This is a genomic window from Flagellimonas eckloniae, from assembly GCF_001413955.1.
GTDB lineage: Bacteria > Bacteroidota > Bacteroidia > Flavobacteriales > Flavobacteriaceae > Flagellimonas > Flagellimonas eckloniae.
In genome coordinates, this window is record NZ_LCTZ01000002.1 from 566,593 (window position 1) to 582,928 (window position 16,336).

Here is a 16,336-nt window from a genome sequence, read left to right on the forward strand (position 1 = left end):
TTTTTTATGCCAAAATGTAGATGATGGATACAGTAAAGATGCCCACAAAAGCAAGAATTGTGGTCATAACCGTCCAAGATTTAAAAGTTTGCTTTTCTGTAATACCTAAATATTGACCTACTAGCCAAAAACCACTATCATTTACATGTGAAAAGATACTTGCACCGGATGCAATGGCAATAACCATGCAGGCAAGCTCTATCGGACTTAATGATGCGTTTAGCAACAATGGTGATATTAAACCTGCTGCGGTAATCATGGCAACCGTAGAAGAACCTTGAATCACTCTAACAATTGCAGCACTTATAAAAGCAAATGCCAATACAGGAAAACCAGCATTGCTTAAAGATGTGGCTAACAGTTCTCCCGCACCTGTATTTGTAAGCACTTGTTTAAAAACCCCACCAGCACCTGTTAGTAAAATAATGGTTCCCGCCGGAGCCAATGATTTAGTAGAAATATCAAAAAGTTGCTGTTTGGTAAATCCTCTTTTGATTCCAAAGAAGTACCATGCCAAAATATTTGCGATTAACAATGCAGAAAAAGGATGCCCTATCAATGCAATACCGTTCAATACTGTTTTGTTGGTTATTCCCAATGCTCCAGTAGATACAATAGTGTTGAGTAGGATTAGAATAATTGGAAAGGCAATTATTAATAAGGTTTGACCAATGGGAGGTAGGGAAGAGGGTTCAGAGTCTTCCAGCTGTTTAGGAGCCTCCACAAATATTTTCTTTGCTATAAACCGGCCAAATAAAAGTCCGGCAATCAATGCGGTAGGAATACCAGCAAGAAAACCGACCAAAATAACCCAGCCCAAATCAGCTCCAATAATATCGGCTACGGCAATAGGACCAGGGGTTGGAGGAATAAATGCATGAGTAATGGCCAAACCTGCTAGTAATGGTATAGCATAGAGTAGAAGGGATTTTCCGGTTTTTCGTTGCAATGCATAGATCATTGGAACCAAAATGATAAAGGCAACATCAAAAAAAACAGGTATGGCTATTAAAAAACCAGAAATTACCATTGCTCCTGGAGCTTTTTTTAATCCAAATTTGGATACCATAAAATCGGCAATGGTTTTTGCCCCTCCCGAAGTTTCCAAGATAGCCCCGAACATTGCTCCAAGACCTACTACAGTGGCAACAAAGCCCAAAGTACTGCCCATGCCATCTTGAACGGTTTTAATAATTTCCTTTGCATCCAGTCCAGCAATTAAACCAACTGCAATACTCCCCATAAGTAAGGCAATAAAAGCATGGATCCGTAATTTTAAAATTAGGAACAGGAGTATGGCTATACCAGCTAAAACGGCTAACAATAAATTGATTTCTATCATTACGTTTGGTTTACAATATGATGTACAATGTCGTCAGGGGTCAAGGATATGGATACGGTAATTGCATCTACGGGAGGCTCAAGTGTTTCAAATTGTGATTTGAGTAGCTCCAAGGGCATAAAATGGTCTTTTCTATTTTCCAATCTAGATTTTATAAGCTCAAAAGAACCTTCCAAATGGACGAACTGTAGTTGATTCTCCATTTCATTTTGTAATATTCCCCGGTAACTTTCTTTCAGGGCAGAGCACGCAATTATTGCACCTCTGAATTTGTATTCTTTAGCCAATTCATTCAACTTGATGAGCCATCCCTGTCTGTCATCATCATTTAATGGTTTACCGGCTGCCATTTTTTTGATATTTGCCTCAGGATGAAAATCATCCCCATCAAAAAAGGGAATGCCAAGTTTGTTGGAAAGCAAGTTGCCAATTGTGGATTTTCCAGTTCCGGAAACTCCCATTAGAATAAATACCTTTTTACTATTGGGCATGCAGGTTGGTTTTAAGTTGGTCAGTTATTTTTTCGAGCATTACTTCTTGCTCATCATCAAAATTAACCCAAAAAATATCCTTGTTTTTGCGTAACCATGTCAATTGTCTCTTGGCGAAGCGTCGTGTATTTTTTTTAATTTCGGAAATGGCAAAATCCAAGGTGAAATGCCCGTCAATATATTCAAAAAGTTCTTTGTAACCAACTGTTTGCAATGCATTGAGGTGTCTATGCTTGTAAAGCTTTTGCGCTTCTTCCAGCAAACCGGACTTCAACATAAGATCCACTCGTTGATTTATTCGGTCATAAATAACTTTTCTATCTGCTTGTATACCAACGTAAAAGGAAGTAAAGTTTCTCGTTTTCTTTTTCTGTCCTAAAAATGAGGAATAGGGTTTATTAGAGGTTATACAAACTTCCAAAGCTCGGATTAGTCTGTGTGGATTTTCAATATCAACATTACCATAGTATTTAGGGTCGCGTGCCTTCAACTCTTTTTGCAAACTCTGTAATCCATCGGTTTCAAGCCTTTTAGTTAGGGTTTCACGCAGTTTTGGGTCTACTTCGGGGAATTCATCCAATCCTCCAACAACTGCATCAACATAAAGACCACTGCCGCCCACCATAACCGCAATATTATTTTCTTGAAAAAGCGTTTCAAGTATTGAAACAGCATCCTTTTCAAAATCACCAACGGAATAGGGTTCAAGAACGCTTTTGTGCTGTATAAAATGATGTTTAGCGGTGTTTAATTCATCAGGAGAAGGTACGGCAGTACCAATATTCATCTCCTTAAAAAATTGTCGGGAGTCAGCTGAAATAATTTCAGTCTTAAAATACTTGGCAAGCAAAATGCCCAAAGCGGTCTTTCCAATAGCAGTTGGACCCACTACTGAAATTAAGGTATTCGATTTCATAAGAGTTCGCCACAATTATAGCAGTTGGAAGCATCATCACGATGACCTTCTGAAGCGCAACTGGGACATGCCTGTGTATTGGTGTGCACAACACTTTTAGTCTTGTCTCCATTTTTATGCCGTGAGAATTCGACGGTGACAATACCGGTTGGTACTGCTATAATGCCGTAACCCAAAACCATAATAATAGTGGCTAAGAATTGCCCTAAGTTGGTTTGTGGTGCAATATCACCATAGCCAACAGTGGTTAGCGTAACAATGGTCCAATAAATGCTTCTGGGAATACTGGTAAACCCAGCTTCATTACTTTCAATTAAATACATAATTGTTCCCATAATCACTGAAAGAATCATAACAACATAGATAAAAACAGCTATTTTGGCCCTGCTTGCTTTTAAGGCAGCCTTTAGTTGTGATGCCTCCCCCATAAACTTAACGAGCTTAAGTATTCTAAAGATGCGCAGTAGTCTGAATGCCCTTACCGCTAGTAATACCTGTGAACCGGCAAAAATGTAAGAGAGGTATAAGGGAATGGTGGAAACAAGATCAATAATTCCATAAAAGCTGAAAACATATTTCCATGGTTTCTTTATGCTTATAAGTCTAGCTATATATTCAAGGGTAAAGAAAATGGTAACCACCCATTCCAAAGTCAATAAAATTTTATGGAAATTCTGGTCAACTTCTTTGACGCTTTCCAGCATTACTAGGATTACACTTAGGATGATGAGTACAAAAAGGACAATGTCAAAGAATTTACCTAAGGGTGTGTCTGCTTCATAAATAATTTCATGCAGCGTGTTTTTCCATCCAGAATGTATTTTTTGTTCTTTCAAAGGGCAGGTGTTAATTCTAAAACCTTGAATTTTTTATTTTTTCTTAAATAGGACTCAATAATGAATGAAGTGTTTTCGTCGCTTGACATTGGCGTCAAAATCGATTCCAATATATGAATATTATTTATTTGATGGTTTAACTCAACATAACCAAAACCTTGTAAAGCACCATTTTTGATTAAGATAAAACTGCGTTCACCAACTTCTCGACCTGCATCTACAAGGGCGATACTTTTCCCAAGAATACTGTATTTGCTAAAAGCGGAGTTTAGTTTTTGATTATAATCTAATGCATCCCCGATGGTCATACAGCTATCCGCACACCCATTCTCAGAATGAGAACAAATGATATCCAAGCCCAATGATGTTGGGCAAAGCTCAAATTCCTCGCTTATTTTGTTTAGAAAACTTTTTGCAGATGGAACGCCATTGAATCCAATTCTTTGATCTTTCTGAAATCTACTTTTTACAATATCAACCGAAATGTGGGGCGCACCATTTTTTGAAAAATTGATAACGTGTGAAAAAAGTTTTTTTTTGGTAATGGTATTGTGTTTGGGATTTATTTTCTTTAGTTCTTGATATTCCTTTAAAATGGCTACCAGTTCATTGCCAGTTTGCTCATAGGTTACTTTTTTGGTTTCTTTTTGAAGTTTTCTGGCAAGCTGACTTACATTGGTAAAGTGCTGGTTCACTCTTTTTTTTATGTCTTTTGTCTTACCTAAAAAGATAATCTCACCATCTTTGTCATGCATGTAGTAAACGCCTGTTTCGGATGGAAGGTCGGAAACAATGTCTAACTGCGTAGGAGACAATTCTCCTTGGGATTCTTCACGGATAACTTCTTTAATGATGATCTTTTCGGAATCTTTGCCCAACAATAATTTGAAAAGTTTTAGTGTGGCCAACGCATCTCCATTAGCCCTATGGCGGTCACTCAAGGGAATGCCCAATGAGCGAACAAGCTTTCCTAAACTGTGGGACTCTTCATCGGGAAGCAATTTTTTGGACAAATCTACCGTACAGAGGGTTTTTCGTTGAAAATCATAGCCCAGTCTTCTAAATTCAGTTCGAAGTATTCTATAATCAAACTGGGCATTATGTGCTACAATAATGGCATCTTCCGTAATTTCTACAATACGTTTTGCCACTTCGTGAAATTTAGGTGCCGACCGTAGCATTTTGTTATTGATTCCCGTGAGTTTTACCACAAAGGGTTGAATTTCCCTTTCAGGATTTATCAAACCAATAAACGTATCCACCACTTTATGTCCGTCAAACCTGTGGATTGCAATTTCCATGATGCCTTCTTCATTGTATTTCCCCCCTGTGCTTTCAATATCGAGTATGGCGTACATGAAAAGTGTCTGAAAATAAGTTATGAATAGTTGCGAGCTCCAAATATACTACTTCCAATCCGCACCATAGTACTGCCTTCTTCAATGGCAAGTGAATAATCCCCACTCATGCCCATGGACAAAACAGAGATGTCCGAGAGACTGTTTTTTAAGCCATCGAACATGGATTTTAGATTGGCAAATTCTTTTCTTACCTGTGACGTATTATCAGTGAACGTTGCCATTCCCATCAAACCTATAACCTTGATGTTCTTAAGGGCTTCAAATTCTTCAGAGCTTACAATATGGTTCAACTCTGAGCTGTCCAATCCAAATTTGGTCTCTTCTTCGGCAATATGCATTTGCAGCAAGCATGGTATTACACGATTGTGTTTTTTTGCTTGTTTGTCAATTTCTTTAAGCAACCTAAAACTGTCCACTCCGTGAATAAGCGAAACATATTCAGCCATGTACTTGACCTTGTTTCTCTGAACATGACCTATCATATGCCATTCAATATCTTTTGGCAATGCTTCCCACTTCTGGGTCATTTCTTGTATTTTGTTTTCTCCAAAAATGCGTTGTCCCGCTTCATAAGCTTCTAAAATAGCATCGTTGGGTTTGGTCTTGGATACAGCAACAAGAGACACCTCTTTTGGAAGTTTGTTTATTATGATATTAAGTTTGTCCTTTATCGACATAGACATTAAAATTCAATTTGTATTATAGCTCATAAATTGCAAGCCCACTTCTTAACTTTGGTTCAATATAGGTGCTTTTTGGCGGCATAACCAATCCAGCATCGGCAATGGACTTTATTTCATTAATATTGATAGGAACCAAACTAAAACCAACAGCAAACTCGCCCCTGTCAATACTATCTTTCATTTTAAGGAGATTGTATTTCCCATACCCATAAGAAATGCGCTTATCGTTTCTTAAATCATGAATTCCTAGGATGGGCTCTAGTATGGTTTTATAAAGTATTTGGGTATCCAATTCACTTAAAGCATCCGTAAATTCATACACCGTTTTTCTAAGGTAAAGTGAATAAAACTCACCATCCAAATACATGCTAAAATGATGTTTTTGTGTAGGTTTGTACAATCCATCATCTTTTTTTTCGATTCTGAAATGGGTGTCCAGTTGAATTAAGAATTCCTCTTTTGAGTAGCCGTTCAAATCCATGACCATCCTATTAAATTCATATATTCTAATTTCTGATTCAGGAATTAGATAGGTCATAAAAAAATTATAGGCTTCATTACCAGTATGTGAGGTATTGGCAGCTTTCATTTTTTCTGCCAAAAGATTTGATGAAGCACTACGATGATGACCATCGGCAATATAAAGCGCATCGATTTTACCAAACGCATTTTCAAGTTTAGCAATGGTGTCCTTTTCTTCTATTTTCCAGAGCTTATGATTTATTTTGTCCGTAGTTGTAAAGTTATAATGCGGTTCTTTTGCAGCTTCATTTTGTAGTAATGCTTTTATGGATTCATTATCTGAATAGGTCATAAGCACGGGCTCGGCATTGAAACCCACGGTATTTAAGTAGCTGGCAAATAGCTCTTCTCTCCTATGTATGGTATTCTCATGCTTTTTAATGATGTCATTCTGATAGTCCAATACACTACACGCACAGAAAAAACCTAAAGTTTTGAAATCGCGTTTTGTTATTTGGTATAAATAGAAACAGGGTTGATTGTCTTTTGTGAAAATGGCATCCTCTAAAAACTCCAGATAGCGGTTATGAACAAGTTTAAATCGTTCTTTTCCCGTGATGTTTTTATCAAACTTAAAACCAGGGTTGATAATGTGCAAGAACGAAAATGGATTGTATTTTAAAACAGATTTAAGCTCATCCTTGGAATATTCTTCATAGGACCTTGAAGCAACATAAGGCGCCTTGTCCTTAGTTGGGCGAATGGCCTTGAACGGTTTTATTAGGGCCATTATTTTTTAATTAAATTGAGATGATACTTTTTCCGCTTTTCTGGATTCGGCATAATCATAAAACCCCTCACTGGACTTCACACCCAGTTTTCCAGCCATAACCATATTCACCAATAGGGGGCAGGGAGCATATTTTGGATTCTTGAACCCATCGTACATTACATTCAAGATGGACAGACAGACATCCAATCCAATAAAATCTGCAAGTTGTAAAGGTCCCATTGGGTGCGCCATTCCCAATTTCATGACGGTATCTATCTCTTGAACACCAGCCACTCCATTGTATAAGGTTTCAATTGCCTCATTGATCATGGGCATTAAGATGCGGTTGGCCACAAATCCAGGGTAATCATTTACTTCGGTTGGGGTTTTGCCCAATTTGGAGGACAAGTCCATAACCGTTTTGGTCACCTCATCCGAAGTGCTGTACCCCCTTATAATCTCTACCAGTTTCATAATTGGCACTGGATTCATAAAATGCATGCCTATTACCTTTTCTGGACGACTTGTGACCGCGGCAATTTGAGTTATTGATATGGAAGAAGTGTTTGTGGCTAAAATGGTTTTAGTGTCACAAATCCCATCTAAATCCTTAAAAATCTGTAGTTTGATGTCAAGATTTTCGGTTGCTGCCTCAACTACCAAATCCGTATTGGCAACTCCTGCTTTTAAACTGGTAAATGTTGCTATGTTATTGAGAGTATTCTCCTTGGCTTTTTCCGTAATGACCGCTTTTGAAAGCATACGGTCCAAATTTTTGGTGATTGTTGCCAAACCTTTATCCAAAGAAGCCTGTGCAATGTCAACAAGATGGACTTGAAATCCATTTTGTGCGAAAACGTGAGCTATTCCATTGCCCATGGTACCTGCGCCAATTACTGCTATTGTTTTCATAGACTTATTGTTTAAATGATTCTATAATTTGAAGGGCAACGCGTAATGCTTGTGTTCCTTGTTTTAAGGTTACTACAGGATCAGTATGGGTGTTTATGGCATTTGCGAAGGTTTCAAGCTCCTCCAAAATGGCATTGTTGGTTTCAATATCCGGATTTTCAAAATAGATTTGTTTTTTATCACCTTCGGCATTTTGTAAAATCATATCAAAATCTCCAGGTTTTTCCGGAGCATCCTTCATTTTTACGACTTCGACTTTCTTTTCCAAAAAGTCAACTGAGATATAAGCATCCTGTTGAAAGAATCTGGATTTACGCATGTTTTTTAATGATATCCTGCTCGAGGTTAAATTGGCAACACAGCCATTTTCAAATTCAATTCTGGCATTCGCAATATCTGGGGATTTGCTTACTACAGATACCCCACTGGCATTTATTTGTTTCACTTCTGATTTTACAACGCTCAAAATCACATCAATATCATGAATCATTAAATCCAAAACTACAGGAACGTCGGTTCCCCTGGGATTAAATTCTGCCAAACGATGGGTTTCAATGAACATTGGGTTTTCAATAGTGTCCCTCACCGCTAAAAACGCTGGATTAAAACGTTCCACATGTCCAACTTGACCTTTTACTTTAAATTGTTCAGCCAACTTTAATAGTTCTTTAGCTTCCTGATGAGTATTGGTGATGGGCTTTTCAATAAAAATATGTTTCCCTTTTGTAATCGCTTTTTTGGCACAGTCAAAATGGGATAAAGTGGGGGTAACAATATCAACAACATCGACCGCATCAATAAGGGTATTGATATTCTCGAAGTACGAATACCCAAATTCATCCACTACTTTTTTTGCGTTGATTTCATCGGGATCATAAAAACCAACTAGGTCATAGTTGTCAGAATCATTCAAGAGCCTAAGGTGAATTTTACCTAAATGTCCTGCACCAAGAACACCAACTTTTAACATACGTACTGTTTTTGTCAAAAATAAGGATATGGCATCACTCTTCCATAAAAATAAGAATGCATCTATCTATAAAATTTCTAAAGAACTTTTTAAATTCGTATGCCAGACTATAACAATGAAAGATACATTAAAGCATAATGGTATGCGTAATAAACTAGCGGATGTTTTATCTGCTAAGGGAATAACGGATACAAAGGTTTTGGATGCTATTAAGAATATTCCTCGACATTTGTTTTTGGATAGCGGTTTTGAAGACCATGCATATCAGGATAAGGCTTTTCCCATTGGTGCGGAACAAACTATTTCCCAACCGTATACCGTTGCTTTTCAAACTGAGTTGTTAAAGATAAAACCAAACGATACTATTCTTGAAATAGGCACGGGCAGTGGATATCAAACAGCGGTATTGCTGCACCTAAGGGCAAAAGTATTTACCATTGAGAGACAGCGGGAACTCTTTAAAAAGACCAAATTGTTTTTTACTAAAATGAACTATCGCCCAAAAAAAGTAATTTTTGGTGATGGTTACAAAGGTTTGCCCCAGCAGGCTCCTTTTGATGGAATTATTGTAACCGCTGGGGCTCCGGAAGTTCCAAAGCCGTTAATGTCTCAGTTGAAGGTGGGAGGTCGTTTGGTGATTCCAGTAGGAGTGGAGGAACAGGTAATGACTCTTTTTACAAGAAAATCTGAAAAGGAATTTGAAAAACAAGAATTAGGCTCTTTTCGGTTTGTTCCGCTGCTTGAAAACAAAAACTAAGCTCCTTTACTCGTTAAAACTTTTCTTAATTCTTGATAGGTCACGCTTATTGTCCCTATCCTTTATCGTTTCGCGTTTGTCGTACAGTTTTTTACCCTTGGCCAATCCAATGTTTATTTTGGCCAGACCTCTTTCATTGATAAAAAGATTAAGCGGAATTATGGTGAGCCCGGAGGTTGTGACTTCTTTACGCAGTTTTTTCAACTCTTTCTTATTTAAGAGTAATTTACGCTCTGCTTTGGGTTTGTGGTTATAGTGGCCCCCATGACTGTATTCATCAACCTGCATGTTTATTACGAAAAGCTCTCCACTAGGATTGAATTCACAGAAACTTTGAGAAAGTGATGCCTTGCCCAAACGAATAGATTTTATTTCGGTACCCCCTAAAACAATACCAGCAGTATAGGTATCCAAAATCTCATAATCGAATCTGGCCCGTCTGTTTTTTATGTTGATATTCTTCTGCATTGCCAACAAAAATAGAAACTCTTATGTAAGAAAATTGTAATCTTACAATAGATTTTACGATTATCAATAAAAACTGAACTAATGAATCGCTTTTTTGTTGGAACCTTTTTGCTTTTATGCCTTGCCTGCAAGGAGAAGCCCAAAATGAATATTACGGCCCAGGAAATTGTGGATAAATCAATAGAGGACAGTGGGGGAGTACGTTACACCAATCATGGAACATCTTTTCTTTTTAGAAATAGAAAGTACATTTCTGAAAGTTTTAGAGGAAGGAAAGTATTAAAACGAATCTCTTTTTTTGATTCCACTATTGTTACTGACATAAAAACCAACGCCAGTTTTGAACGATATATGAATGACACGCTTGTAAATCTATCAGACTCCATTGCAAATAGATATGCCAATTCTGTTAACTCAGTACATTATTTTGCAAAACTTCCTTTTGGTCTAAATGATAAAGCTGTACATAAAGAACTTTTAGGAGAGGAGACCATAAAAGGGAAAAATTATTACAAGATCAAGATTACCTTTGACGAAAATGGAGGAGGGGATGATTTTGACGATGTTTATCTGTATTGGTTCAATAAACAAACATTTAAGGCCGAGTATTTGGCCTATGATTTTCACGTGAATGGTGGTGGCCAACGTTTTAGAGAGGCTTATAACGAACGCTATGTAAATGGAATTCGTTTTGTTGACTATTATAACTTCAAACCAAAAAACAAAAAGACTTCAATTTTTGAAATTGCCAAATTATTTGAAAAAGGGGAATTGGAACTTCTATCCAAGATTGAACTTTCAGAAATAAAAGTAGTGGAGAACTAATCCATGTTCAGCCTAATGTCGGTAGCAACTCCGTCTATGAATCTTACGATAAAAAGACTGCTGTTATCATCATCATCCATAGAATCATACTTTTCAAGACCTAGTATTTTATTAACCAACTGCGGAGTTGTATTGCTATGCCCTACCACTAAAACATTGAGACCTTCATGGTCATTTTTAAAAGCTTCAATATCTAATGATGTTGGATCGTAATATGATACGTCAATATCTTTTTTTACGGCAGTAGGTGCAGCGGTCATAGAAGTACGCTCATAGTTTGTAGAATAAATTGCATCTAGAAAAATAGGGTCAAAAACTTCAGCCCAGCGAATAGCTCTTCCCAAACCATCTTGATTTAATTCTGGATCCTTGTTTTCAGGGTCAGTTCTGTCTTTCTCAGCATGTCGGATAAAGTAGAATGTTGAAATGACCGGCTCTAGTTTTTCTTCTTTTTTGTCCTCGTTACACCCTAAAGTAAGAATCAGGCTCATTGTCAAAATGAGAATACTTGAAAAGAACTTACGCATATTCAGCATTAAAAATTATGTTTTAAACGATTTTCAACGTTTTAAAAGTAAGATTTAATTTTCACTTTTCCGTGAGCCACCAATTTTGAAGCCCTATTATGCAATTTTCCATTTAAGGAAACCGAAAAGGTTTGTCCTTTAGAAGTAATGTATTTTACCCAAGTACTCAATTTGCAGAATTTTTTTCAGCACTTTATTTGTATAACAGTTTACTACTAAATAGGGTCATGAAATTGTGATCTTCTTTGGTACTATTAAAATGAAGTTTAGATGACTCATATTTAGCTATTCCTTCTTTTAATTACCTCATGTTTCCCTTTAATATTTTTAATCTTTCTGTCTAGCCATTTTTCATACCAACTAAGAAAATCATCAGCAATAAAAGAGTAGCCCTCCTCGGTTACGTTAAGATCTATCCATATTTGGCCTCTTTTTGTGCCACTGACAACCAAAAAAATATTGGTTCCACAACCTCCATCAGCAATGTAAAGGATGCCATTCTCCCTTCTATTGTATAAGTCCAATTCTGGTGATTCTATACGATTAAGTATTAAATTCATTCTCTTGTCAAACGATTCTCCTTCATCCATACTGCTATAATATTTGAACAAATCGTTGTACTTTGTTGGATTTAACCATGGTAAATGTAGATTAGTGCTGTATTGCAAAGCTCTTTCTAAAGGAAATATGCCATTTCCTGGTCCAATCCCGCCATTAGCTACATTTAGTAGGAATTCCCGATATTCCATTGGAAATTTGATTTGGTAGATTTCTTCAAACTGTTGAAGATTTTCATGAAGTATGGGAAGGTTTTGTTGATTTTCTATCTGAGGAAAGTATGATGAGTTTTTGAAAATTAAGGCTTTCATCTTTTGTAGTTTGTTCTCGACCTTATTCATGAGTGTGATTTAAAATGATAAAGATGCCAAGTATATGGAAGAGGCTTCCGTTTTATATAATCCTCTGAAGAAAGTTATTTTGAGGTAATTGTGACCGTAGCAATATACCAAATGGTCTTACAGTTTGATGGATAAGGGAAACTCTTTTACAAGATAAGGTAATGTCGAATTGGCTATAGGAGCAATACTTGGCAACTATTTTTTAATCTCCTTCTGAACCAATTGCTCTAGATATGCAACCGTATTCATTAGGTATTTTCGATCTTGGGTCATTGTAAACATGGCTACCGCTCCTTGAAGCATTGTAAACAATTGTTTGGCAAACTGCAATGGAGGTACTGGTAAATGAATTTCGCTTTGATTTACACCATTTTCTAACACTAAGGCAATTTTACCCTCCATTTCCTTAATGGTTTCCTTGGCAGCTGCTGATAGCAAGCTGTTGTTATGTTGCGCATCGACACCAACTTTTAAAATTGGACAACCTCCAAACGGGAGAGTAAACACATCATACTGTTTGTAGAAACGTAGCAATGAGAAGAGTTTGTCCATTGCATTTCCTTCTACTCCCAATTTTTCATCAATAGTGGTCAATAATTGGTTTCGGTTGTATTCAAATGCAGATAGGGCAAGTGCTTCTTTATTTTCAAAATTTCCATAGATGGCACCCTTAGTAAGTCCGGTCGCCTCAGTAAGGTCACTCATACTTGTACCTACATAGCCAAACTTATTAAACAGTGGCGCAACGGTTTCAATAATATAAGCTGTGGTTCTTTCTGCTTTTTTACTCATTGAGGTTCAGGTTGGTTTAGGGTATCGCTAATATATAAAAAACAGATACTGTATGGTATTTTAAAAAAGCAAAAGCCCTTACTTTTAACAAAATAAGGGCTTTTACAGGTTGATAATGAGATTATTTTACTAATTCATTTTGATTTCTGAAGACCAACTCGTTATCAAATGAATCCAGAAGTATGATACTCTCTGCTTTAATTTTCCCAGCTAAAAGTTCTTTTGATAGGTTGTTCAATACCTCTTTTTGAATAAGTCTTTTTACTGGTCTCGCTCCAAATTGGGGGTCAAATCCTTTTTCCGCCAAATAATCTATTGCCTCATCTGTGGCATCCAGCGTAATATGCTGTTTGGAAACCATCTTTTTCAATTGTTCCAACTGTAGCTTCACAATGTCTCTAATATTGGACCTATCCAAAGGTGTGAACATAATAATATCGTCTATCCTGTTTAAAAATTCTGGACGAATGGTTTTTCTCAATAGCTCCATTACCCCAAATCGTGCAGCATTGGTTGCACTTTCAATATCTGTGGCATCCGTAAACTTTTCCTGAATGATTTGGCTACCCATATTACTTGTCATGATAATGATGGAATTTTTAAAATCAGCTACGCGTCCTTTATTATCGGTCAACCTTCCTTCATCCAAAACCTGCAATAAAATGTTGAACGTATCTGGATGGGCTTTTTCAATTTCATCCAAAAGCACCACGGAATAGGGTTTTCTTCTGACAGCTTCGGTCAGTTGGCCTCCTTCGTCATAACCAACATACCCAGGAGGTGCCCCTACCAATCTACTTATGGAATGACGTTCCTGATATTCACTCATATCAATGCGTGTTATGGCGTTCTCGTCATCAAACAAATAAGCGGCCAATGTCTTTGCCAACTCGGTTTTTCCAACTCCGGTATTTCCAAGGAATAGAAAAGAGCCAATAGGCTTTTTTGCATCTTGCAGGCCCGCTCTACTTCTTCGTATGGCATCAGAAACCGCTACAATTGCTTCTTCTTGACCAACGACCCTTTTGTGCAGCACATCTTCAAGCTGCAAAAGCTTCTCACGTTCACTTTGCATCATTTTGGTAACAGGAATTCCAGTCCATTTTGCCACTACTTCAGCAATATCTTCATTGGTCACTTCTTCTTTTATAAGTGTCCCTGCACTTTGCTGATTTGCCAATTCTTCTTGCAATTGCTCCAATTTTTCATGGGATTCTTTTATTTTCCCATACCGTAGCTCTGCTACCTTGCCATAGTCTCCATTACGTTCCGCCCGTTCTGCTTCCAATTTAAAGTTTTCAATATCCTGTTTTGTCTTTTGTATGTTGTCAACAACGGTTTTTTCACTTTCCCATTTGGCAAAGATTTCATTTCGCTCTTCTTTAATATTGGCAAGCTCAAGATTTAAACTTTGTAATTTGACTTTGTCATTTTCACGTTTAATAGCCTCAATCTCAATCTCCAATTGCATAATTCTTCTATCCAACACATCCAGTTCTTCGGGTTTGGAATTAATTTCCATTCGCAACTTGGAGGCAGCTTCATCCATAAGGTCAATGGCTTTATCGGGTAGAAATCGATTTGTGATATAACGTTGTGAAAGCTCTACCGCGGAAATTACAGCTTCATCCTTTATACGTACTTTATGGTGCGCCTCATATTTCTCTTTGATTCCCCTTAAAATAGAAATTGCGCTTTCAGTATCAGGTTCATCGATTATTACTTTTTGAAACCTTCGTTCCAAAGCCTTGTCTTTTTCAAAATATTTTTGGTATTCATCAAGCGTAGTTGCACCAATTGCCCTAAGTTCTCCACGCGCCAAGGCTGGTTTTAGAATATTGGCGGCATCCATGGCACCTTGGCCACCTCCAGCACCCACAAGGGTGTGTATCTCGTCTATAAAGAGTACAATATCCCCATCTGATGAAGTAACTTCCTTAATAACAGATTTCAAGCGCTCTTCAAACTCACCTTTGTATTTTGCTCCGGCAATTAAAGCTCCCATATCTAAAGAATAAATAATTTTTTCTTTTAGATTTTCAGGAATATCGCCTTGAACAATTCGGTGGGCCAACCCTTCGGCAATAGCGGTTTTACCCACACCGGGTTCCCCTACCAACATTGGGTTGTTTTTTGTTCTTCTTGATAAGATTTGCAATACCCGTCTTATTTCTTCGTCCCTTCCAATGACTGGATCAAGCTTCCCGCAGTCGGCAAGCTCATTTAGATTTTTCGCATATTTATCCAAAGAGTTGTAGGTGTCCTCTACACTTTGGGAGGTTACTTTCCCGCCTTTCCGTAATTCTTGAATTGCAGCATTCAGGTCTTTTTCAGTAACTCCCTGATCTTTTAGAATCTGGGCTATTTTACTTTTTGATTTAAAAATTGCAAGCAACAAATGTTCAATAGATACAAATTCATCACCTTGCTTTTTTGCTATGATACTTGCTTCATTCAAAGATTTTCCAGCTTCTCTTGAAAGCATTATCTCTGCCCCGGATACTTTGGAAAAATTCTCCAATTCCTTTTCTAGGATTTGATTGAGAAGTGTTGTATTGACATTTAACTTTTTTAGAATGAATGGCAATACATTCTCGTCCACTTCTGTTATGCCCTTAAATAGATGTTCATTTTCTATTTGTTGATGTCCATGCCCCTGGGCAAGCTGTTGTGCTTGCTGTATGGCTTCTTGTGATTTTATGGTATAATTGTTAAAATTCATTTTCAATTGTTTTTGTTTTTATGGTTTCAACAACCTTACCATTGGGAAAACACAGTCAAAATGTCGCTAAAACCTTGAAAACAAAGGACATTTCGTCAGCTTTGTAAGCTTTTTGCACTTCCTCGACAGAACAACTAAATTTGTGACATGGGAATATTTGATAGTGTGTTTGGAAAGAAAGGCGATTCGGTAAGAGAGGAAAAAAGAATTCCTTGGATTCCCTTGGTGTCCATTGAGCAACTGGATATGATTGCTGAAAAGTCTAAAACAAGAACGCAACTTATATTTAAACATTCAACCACTTGCGGTATCAGTAGAATGGTATTAAATATGTTTACAGATTCATATCCCCTTGTAGGAGAACAGGACATTTATTTTCTGGATTTGCATGCCCATAGAGATGTTTCCAATGAAGTACAATATAAATTTCAGGTCATGCATCAATCTCCGCAACTTTTGGTCATTAAGAACGGAGAGGTAACCTATCACACTTCGCACGGTGCTATAACAGATATTGATTTAACACAATATGTTTAAAGGAAAATAGGATAAATTCGAGTGCAGTTGGGAATTCCAAGAAATTGACTTCCTGTATTACCCA

At 37.2% G+C, this 16,336-nt stretch carries 17 protein-coding genes; 3 read left to right on the forward strand and 14 right to left on the reverse strand.

Features of this window, described 5'->3' with window-relative positions; genetic code table 11:
* Positions 1–4: 4 nt before the first annotated feature.
* From AAY42_RS02500 to AAY42_RS02540, 9 genes are read right to left on the reverse strand one after another with little or no spacing between them, the layout of a single operon-like run.
* Positions 5–1,342: a GntP family permease gene (locus AAY42_RS02500; RefSeq protein WP_055392429.1), complete on the reverse strand. Its 1,338-nt coding sequence runs from the start codon at positions 1,340–1,342 to the stop codon at positions 5–7.
* Complete coding sequence (locus AAY42_RS02505) at positions 1,342–1,833, reverse strand: gluconokinase (RefSeq protein ID WP_055392430.1); 492 nt, start codon at positions 1,831–1,833, stop codon at positions 1,342–1,344. The genes AAY42_RS02500 and AAY42_RS02505 overlap by 1 nt, the downstream gene beginning before the upstream one ends.
* Entirely contained in the window at positions 1,823–2,749 is a 927-nt protein-coding gene (miaA, locus tag AAY42_RS02510) for a tRNA (adenosine(37)-N6)-dimethylallyltransferase MiaA (RefSeq protein WP_055392431.1), read from the reverse strand. The genes AAY42_RS02505 and miaA overlap by 11 nt, the downstream gene beginning before the upstream one ends.
* On the reverse strand, positions 2,746–3,585 hold the full coding sequence (locus tag AAY42_RS02515; RefSeq protein ID WP_055392432.1) for an ion transporter: 840 nt from the start codon (positions 3,583–3,585) through the stop codon (positions 2,746–2,748). The genes miaA and AAY42_RS02515 overlap by 4 nt, the downstream gene beginning before the upstream one ends.
* Positions 3,582–4,943 carry an exonuclease domain-containing protein gene (locus tag AAY42_RS02520; RefSeq protein ID WP_055392433.1) on the reverse strand — a complete coding sequence of 454 codons (1,362 nt, stop codon included), beginning with the start codon at positions 4,941–4,943 and terminating at the stop codon, positions 3,582–3,584. The genes AAY42_RS02515 and AAY42_RS02520 overlap by 4 nt, the downstream gene beginning before the upstream one ends.
* A 20-nt stretch (positions 4,944–4,963) precedes the next feature.
* Positions 4,964–5,623 carry a YggS family pyridoxal phosphate-dependent enzyme gene (locus AAY42_RS02525; RefSeq protein WP_055392434.1) on the reverse strand — a complete coding sequence of 220 codons (660 nt, stop codon included), beginning with the start codon at positions 5,621–5,623 and terminating at the stop codon, positions 4,964–4,966.
* Between the two features lie 22 nt (positions 5,624–5,645).
* Positions 5,646–6,881: a DUF1015 domain-containing protein gene (locus tag AAY42_RS02530; protein ID WP_055392435.1), complete on the reverse strand. Its 1,236-nt coding sequence runs from the start codon at positions 6,879–6,881 to the stop codon at positions 5,646–5,648.
* 6 nt (positions 6,882–6,887) lie between these two features.
* On the reverse strand, positions 6,888–7,775 hold the full coding sequence (locus AAY42_RS02535; RefSeq protein WP_055392436.1) for a 3-hydroxyacyl-CoA dehydrogenase family protein: 888 nt from the start codon (positions 7,773–7,775) through the stop codon (positions 6,888–6,890).
* A 4-nt stretch (positions 7,776–7,779) separates the two neighbouring features.
* Complete coding sequence (locus tag AAY42_RS02540; protein WP_055392437.1) at positions 7,780–8,745, reverse strand: Gfo/Idh/MocA family protein; 966 nt, start codon at positions 8,743–8,745, stop codon at positions 7,780–7,782.
* Positions 8,746–8,860: 115 nt separating this feature from the next.
* Here AAY42_RS02540 and AAY42_RS02545 point away from each other — a divergent pair, with 115 nt between their 5' ends.
* Positions 8,861–9,502 carry a protein-L-isoaspartate(D-aspartate) O-methyltransferase gene (locus tag AAY42_RS02545; protein ID WP_055392438.1) on the forward strand — a complete coding sequence of 214 codons (642 nt, stop codon included), beginning with the start codon at positions 8,861–8,863 and terminating at the stop codon, positions 9,500–9,502.
* Between the two features lie 6 nt (positions 9,503–9,508).
* Here the strand turns inward: AAY42_RS02545 and smpB are convergent, their stop codons facing one another.
* A complete protein-coding gene (gene smpB / locus AAY42_RS02550) occupies positions 9,509–9,970 on the reverse strand; it encodes an SsrA-binding protein SmpB (RefSeq protein WP_055392439.1) in 462 nt (153 codons plus the stop codon).
* Between the two features lie 81 nt (positions 9,971–10,051).
* Between smpB and AAY42_RS02555 the strand changes: the two genes are divergently transcribed.
* The gene (locus tag AAY42_RS02555) at positions 10,052–10,795 is read left to right on the forward strand and encodes a DUF6503 family protein (protein WP_055392440.1); all 744 of its coding nucleotides are present in this window, start codon (positions 10,052–10,054) and stop codon (positions 10,793–10,795) included.
* Here the strand turns inward: AAY42_RS02555 and AAY42_RS02560 are convergent.
* The 4 genes from AAY42_RS02560 to clpB form a co-directional block, all read right to left on the reverse strand.
* Positions 10,792–11,322 carry a histidine phosphatase family protein gene (locus AAY42_RS02560; RefSeq protein WP_101956458.1) on the reverse strand — a complete coding sequence of 177 codons (531 nt, stop codon included), beginning with the start codon at positions 11,320–11,322 and terminating at the stop codon, positions 10,792–10,794. The two genes, AAY42_RS02555 and AAY42_RS02560, sit on opposite strands and share 4 nt — an antisense overlap.
* A 281-nt stretch (positions 11,323–11,603) precedes the next feature.
* Positions 11,604–12,191, reverse strand: coding sequence for an SMI1/KNR4 family protein (locus AAY42_RS02565; protein WP_175288712.1), 588 nt, complete (start codon positions 12,189–12,191; stop codon positions 11,604–11,606).
* Positions 12,192–12,416: 225 nt separating this feature from the next.
* Positions 12,417–13,013 carry a TetR/AcrR family transcriptional regulator gene (locus AAY42_RS02570; protein WP_055392443.1) on the reverse strand — a complete coding sequence of 199 codons (597 nt, stop codon included), beginning with the start codon at positions 13,011–13,013 and terminating at the stop codon, positions 12,417–12,419.
* 121 nt (positions 13,014–13,134) lie between these two features.
* Positions 13,135–15,735 carry an ATP-dependent chaperone ClpB gene (gene clpB / locus AAY42_RS02575; RefSeq protein WP_055392444.1) on the reverse strand — a complete coding sequence of 867 codons (2,601 nt, stop codon included), beginning with the start codon at positions 15,733–15,735 and terminating at the stop codon, positions 13,135–13,137.
* 147 nt (positions 15,736–15,882) lie between these two features.
* Between clpB and ytxJ the strand changes: the two genes are divergently transcribed.
* Complete coding sequence (gene ytxJ / locus AAY42_RS02580) at positions 15,883–16,272, forward strand: bacillithiol system redox-active protein YtxJ (protein WP_055392445.1); 390 nt, start codon at positions 15,883–15,885, stop codon at positions 16,270–16,272.
* Positions 16,273–16,336: the final 64 nt, after the last annotated feature.

Bases quoted from the DNA above. Each gene is read 5' to 3' on its own strand.
- AAY42_RS02500 (WP_055392429.1), bottom strand. From the start codon at position 1,342: ATGATAGAAATCAATTTATTGTTAGCCGTTTTAGCTGGTATAGCCATA.
- AAY42_RS02505 (WP_055392430.1), bottom strand. From the start codon at position 1,833: ATGCCCAATAGTAAAAAGGTATTTATTCTAATGGGAGTTTCCGGAACT.
- miaA (WP_055392431.1), bottom strand. From the start codon at position 2,749: ATGAAATCGAATACCTTAATTTCAGTAGTGGGTCCAACTGCTATTGGA.
- AAY42_RS02520 (WP_055392433.1), bottom strand. From the start codon at position 4,943: ATGTACGCCATACTCGATATTGAAAGCACAGGGGGGAAATACAATGAA.
- AAY42_RS02525 (WP_055392434.1), bottom strand. From the start codon at position 5,623: ATGTCGATAAAGGACAAACTTAATATCATAATAAACAAACTTCCAAAA.
- AAY42_RS02530 (WP_055392435.1), bottom strand. From the start codon at position 6,881: ATGGCCCTAATAAAACCGTTCAAGGCCATTCGCCCAACTAAGGACAAG.
- AAY42_RS02535 (WP_055392436.1), bottom strand. From the start codon at position 7,775: ATGAAAACAATAGCAGTAATTGGCGCAGGTACCATGGGCAATGGAATA.
- AAY42_RS02540 (WP_055392437.1), bottom strand. From the start codon at position 8,745: ATGTTAAAAGTTGGTGTTCTTGGTGCAGGACATTTAGGTAAAATTCAC.
- AAY42_RS02545 (WP_055392438.1), top strand. From the start codon at position 8,861: ATGAAAGATACATTAAAGCATAATGGTATGCGTAATAAACTAGCGGAT.
- smpB (WP_055392439.1), bottom strand. From the start codon at position 9,970: ATGCAGAAGAATATCAACATAAAAAACAGACGGGCCAGATTCGATTAT.
- AAY42_RS02555 (WP_055392440.1), top strand. From the start codon at position 10,052: ATGAATCGCTTTTTTGTTGGAACCTTTTTGCTTTTATGCCTTGCCTGC.
- AAY42_RS02560 (WP_101956458.1), bottom strand. From the start codon at position 11,322: ATGCGTAAGTTCTTTTCAAGTATTCTCATTTTGACAATGAGCCTGATT.
- AAY42_RS02565 (WP_175288712.1), bottom strand. From the start codon at position 12,191: ATGAAAGCCTTAATTTTCAAAAACTCATCATACTTTCCTCAGATAGAA.
- AAY42_RS02570 (WP_055392443.1), bottom strand. From the start codon at position 13,013: ATGAGTAAAAAAGCAGAAAGAACCACAGCTTATATTATTGAAACCGTT.
- clpB (WP_055392444.1), bottom strand. From the start codon at position 15,735: ATGAATTTTAACAATTATACCATAAAATCACAAGAAGCCATACAGCAA.
- ytxJ (WP_055392445.1), top strand. From the start codon at position 15,883: ATGGGAATATTTGATAGTGTGTTTGGAAAGAAAGGCGATTCGGTAAGA.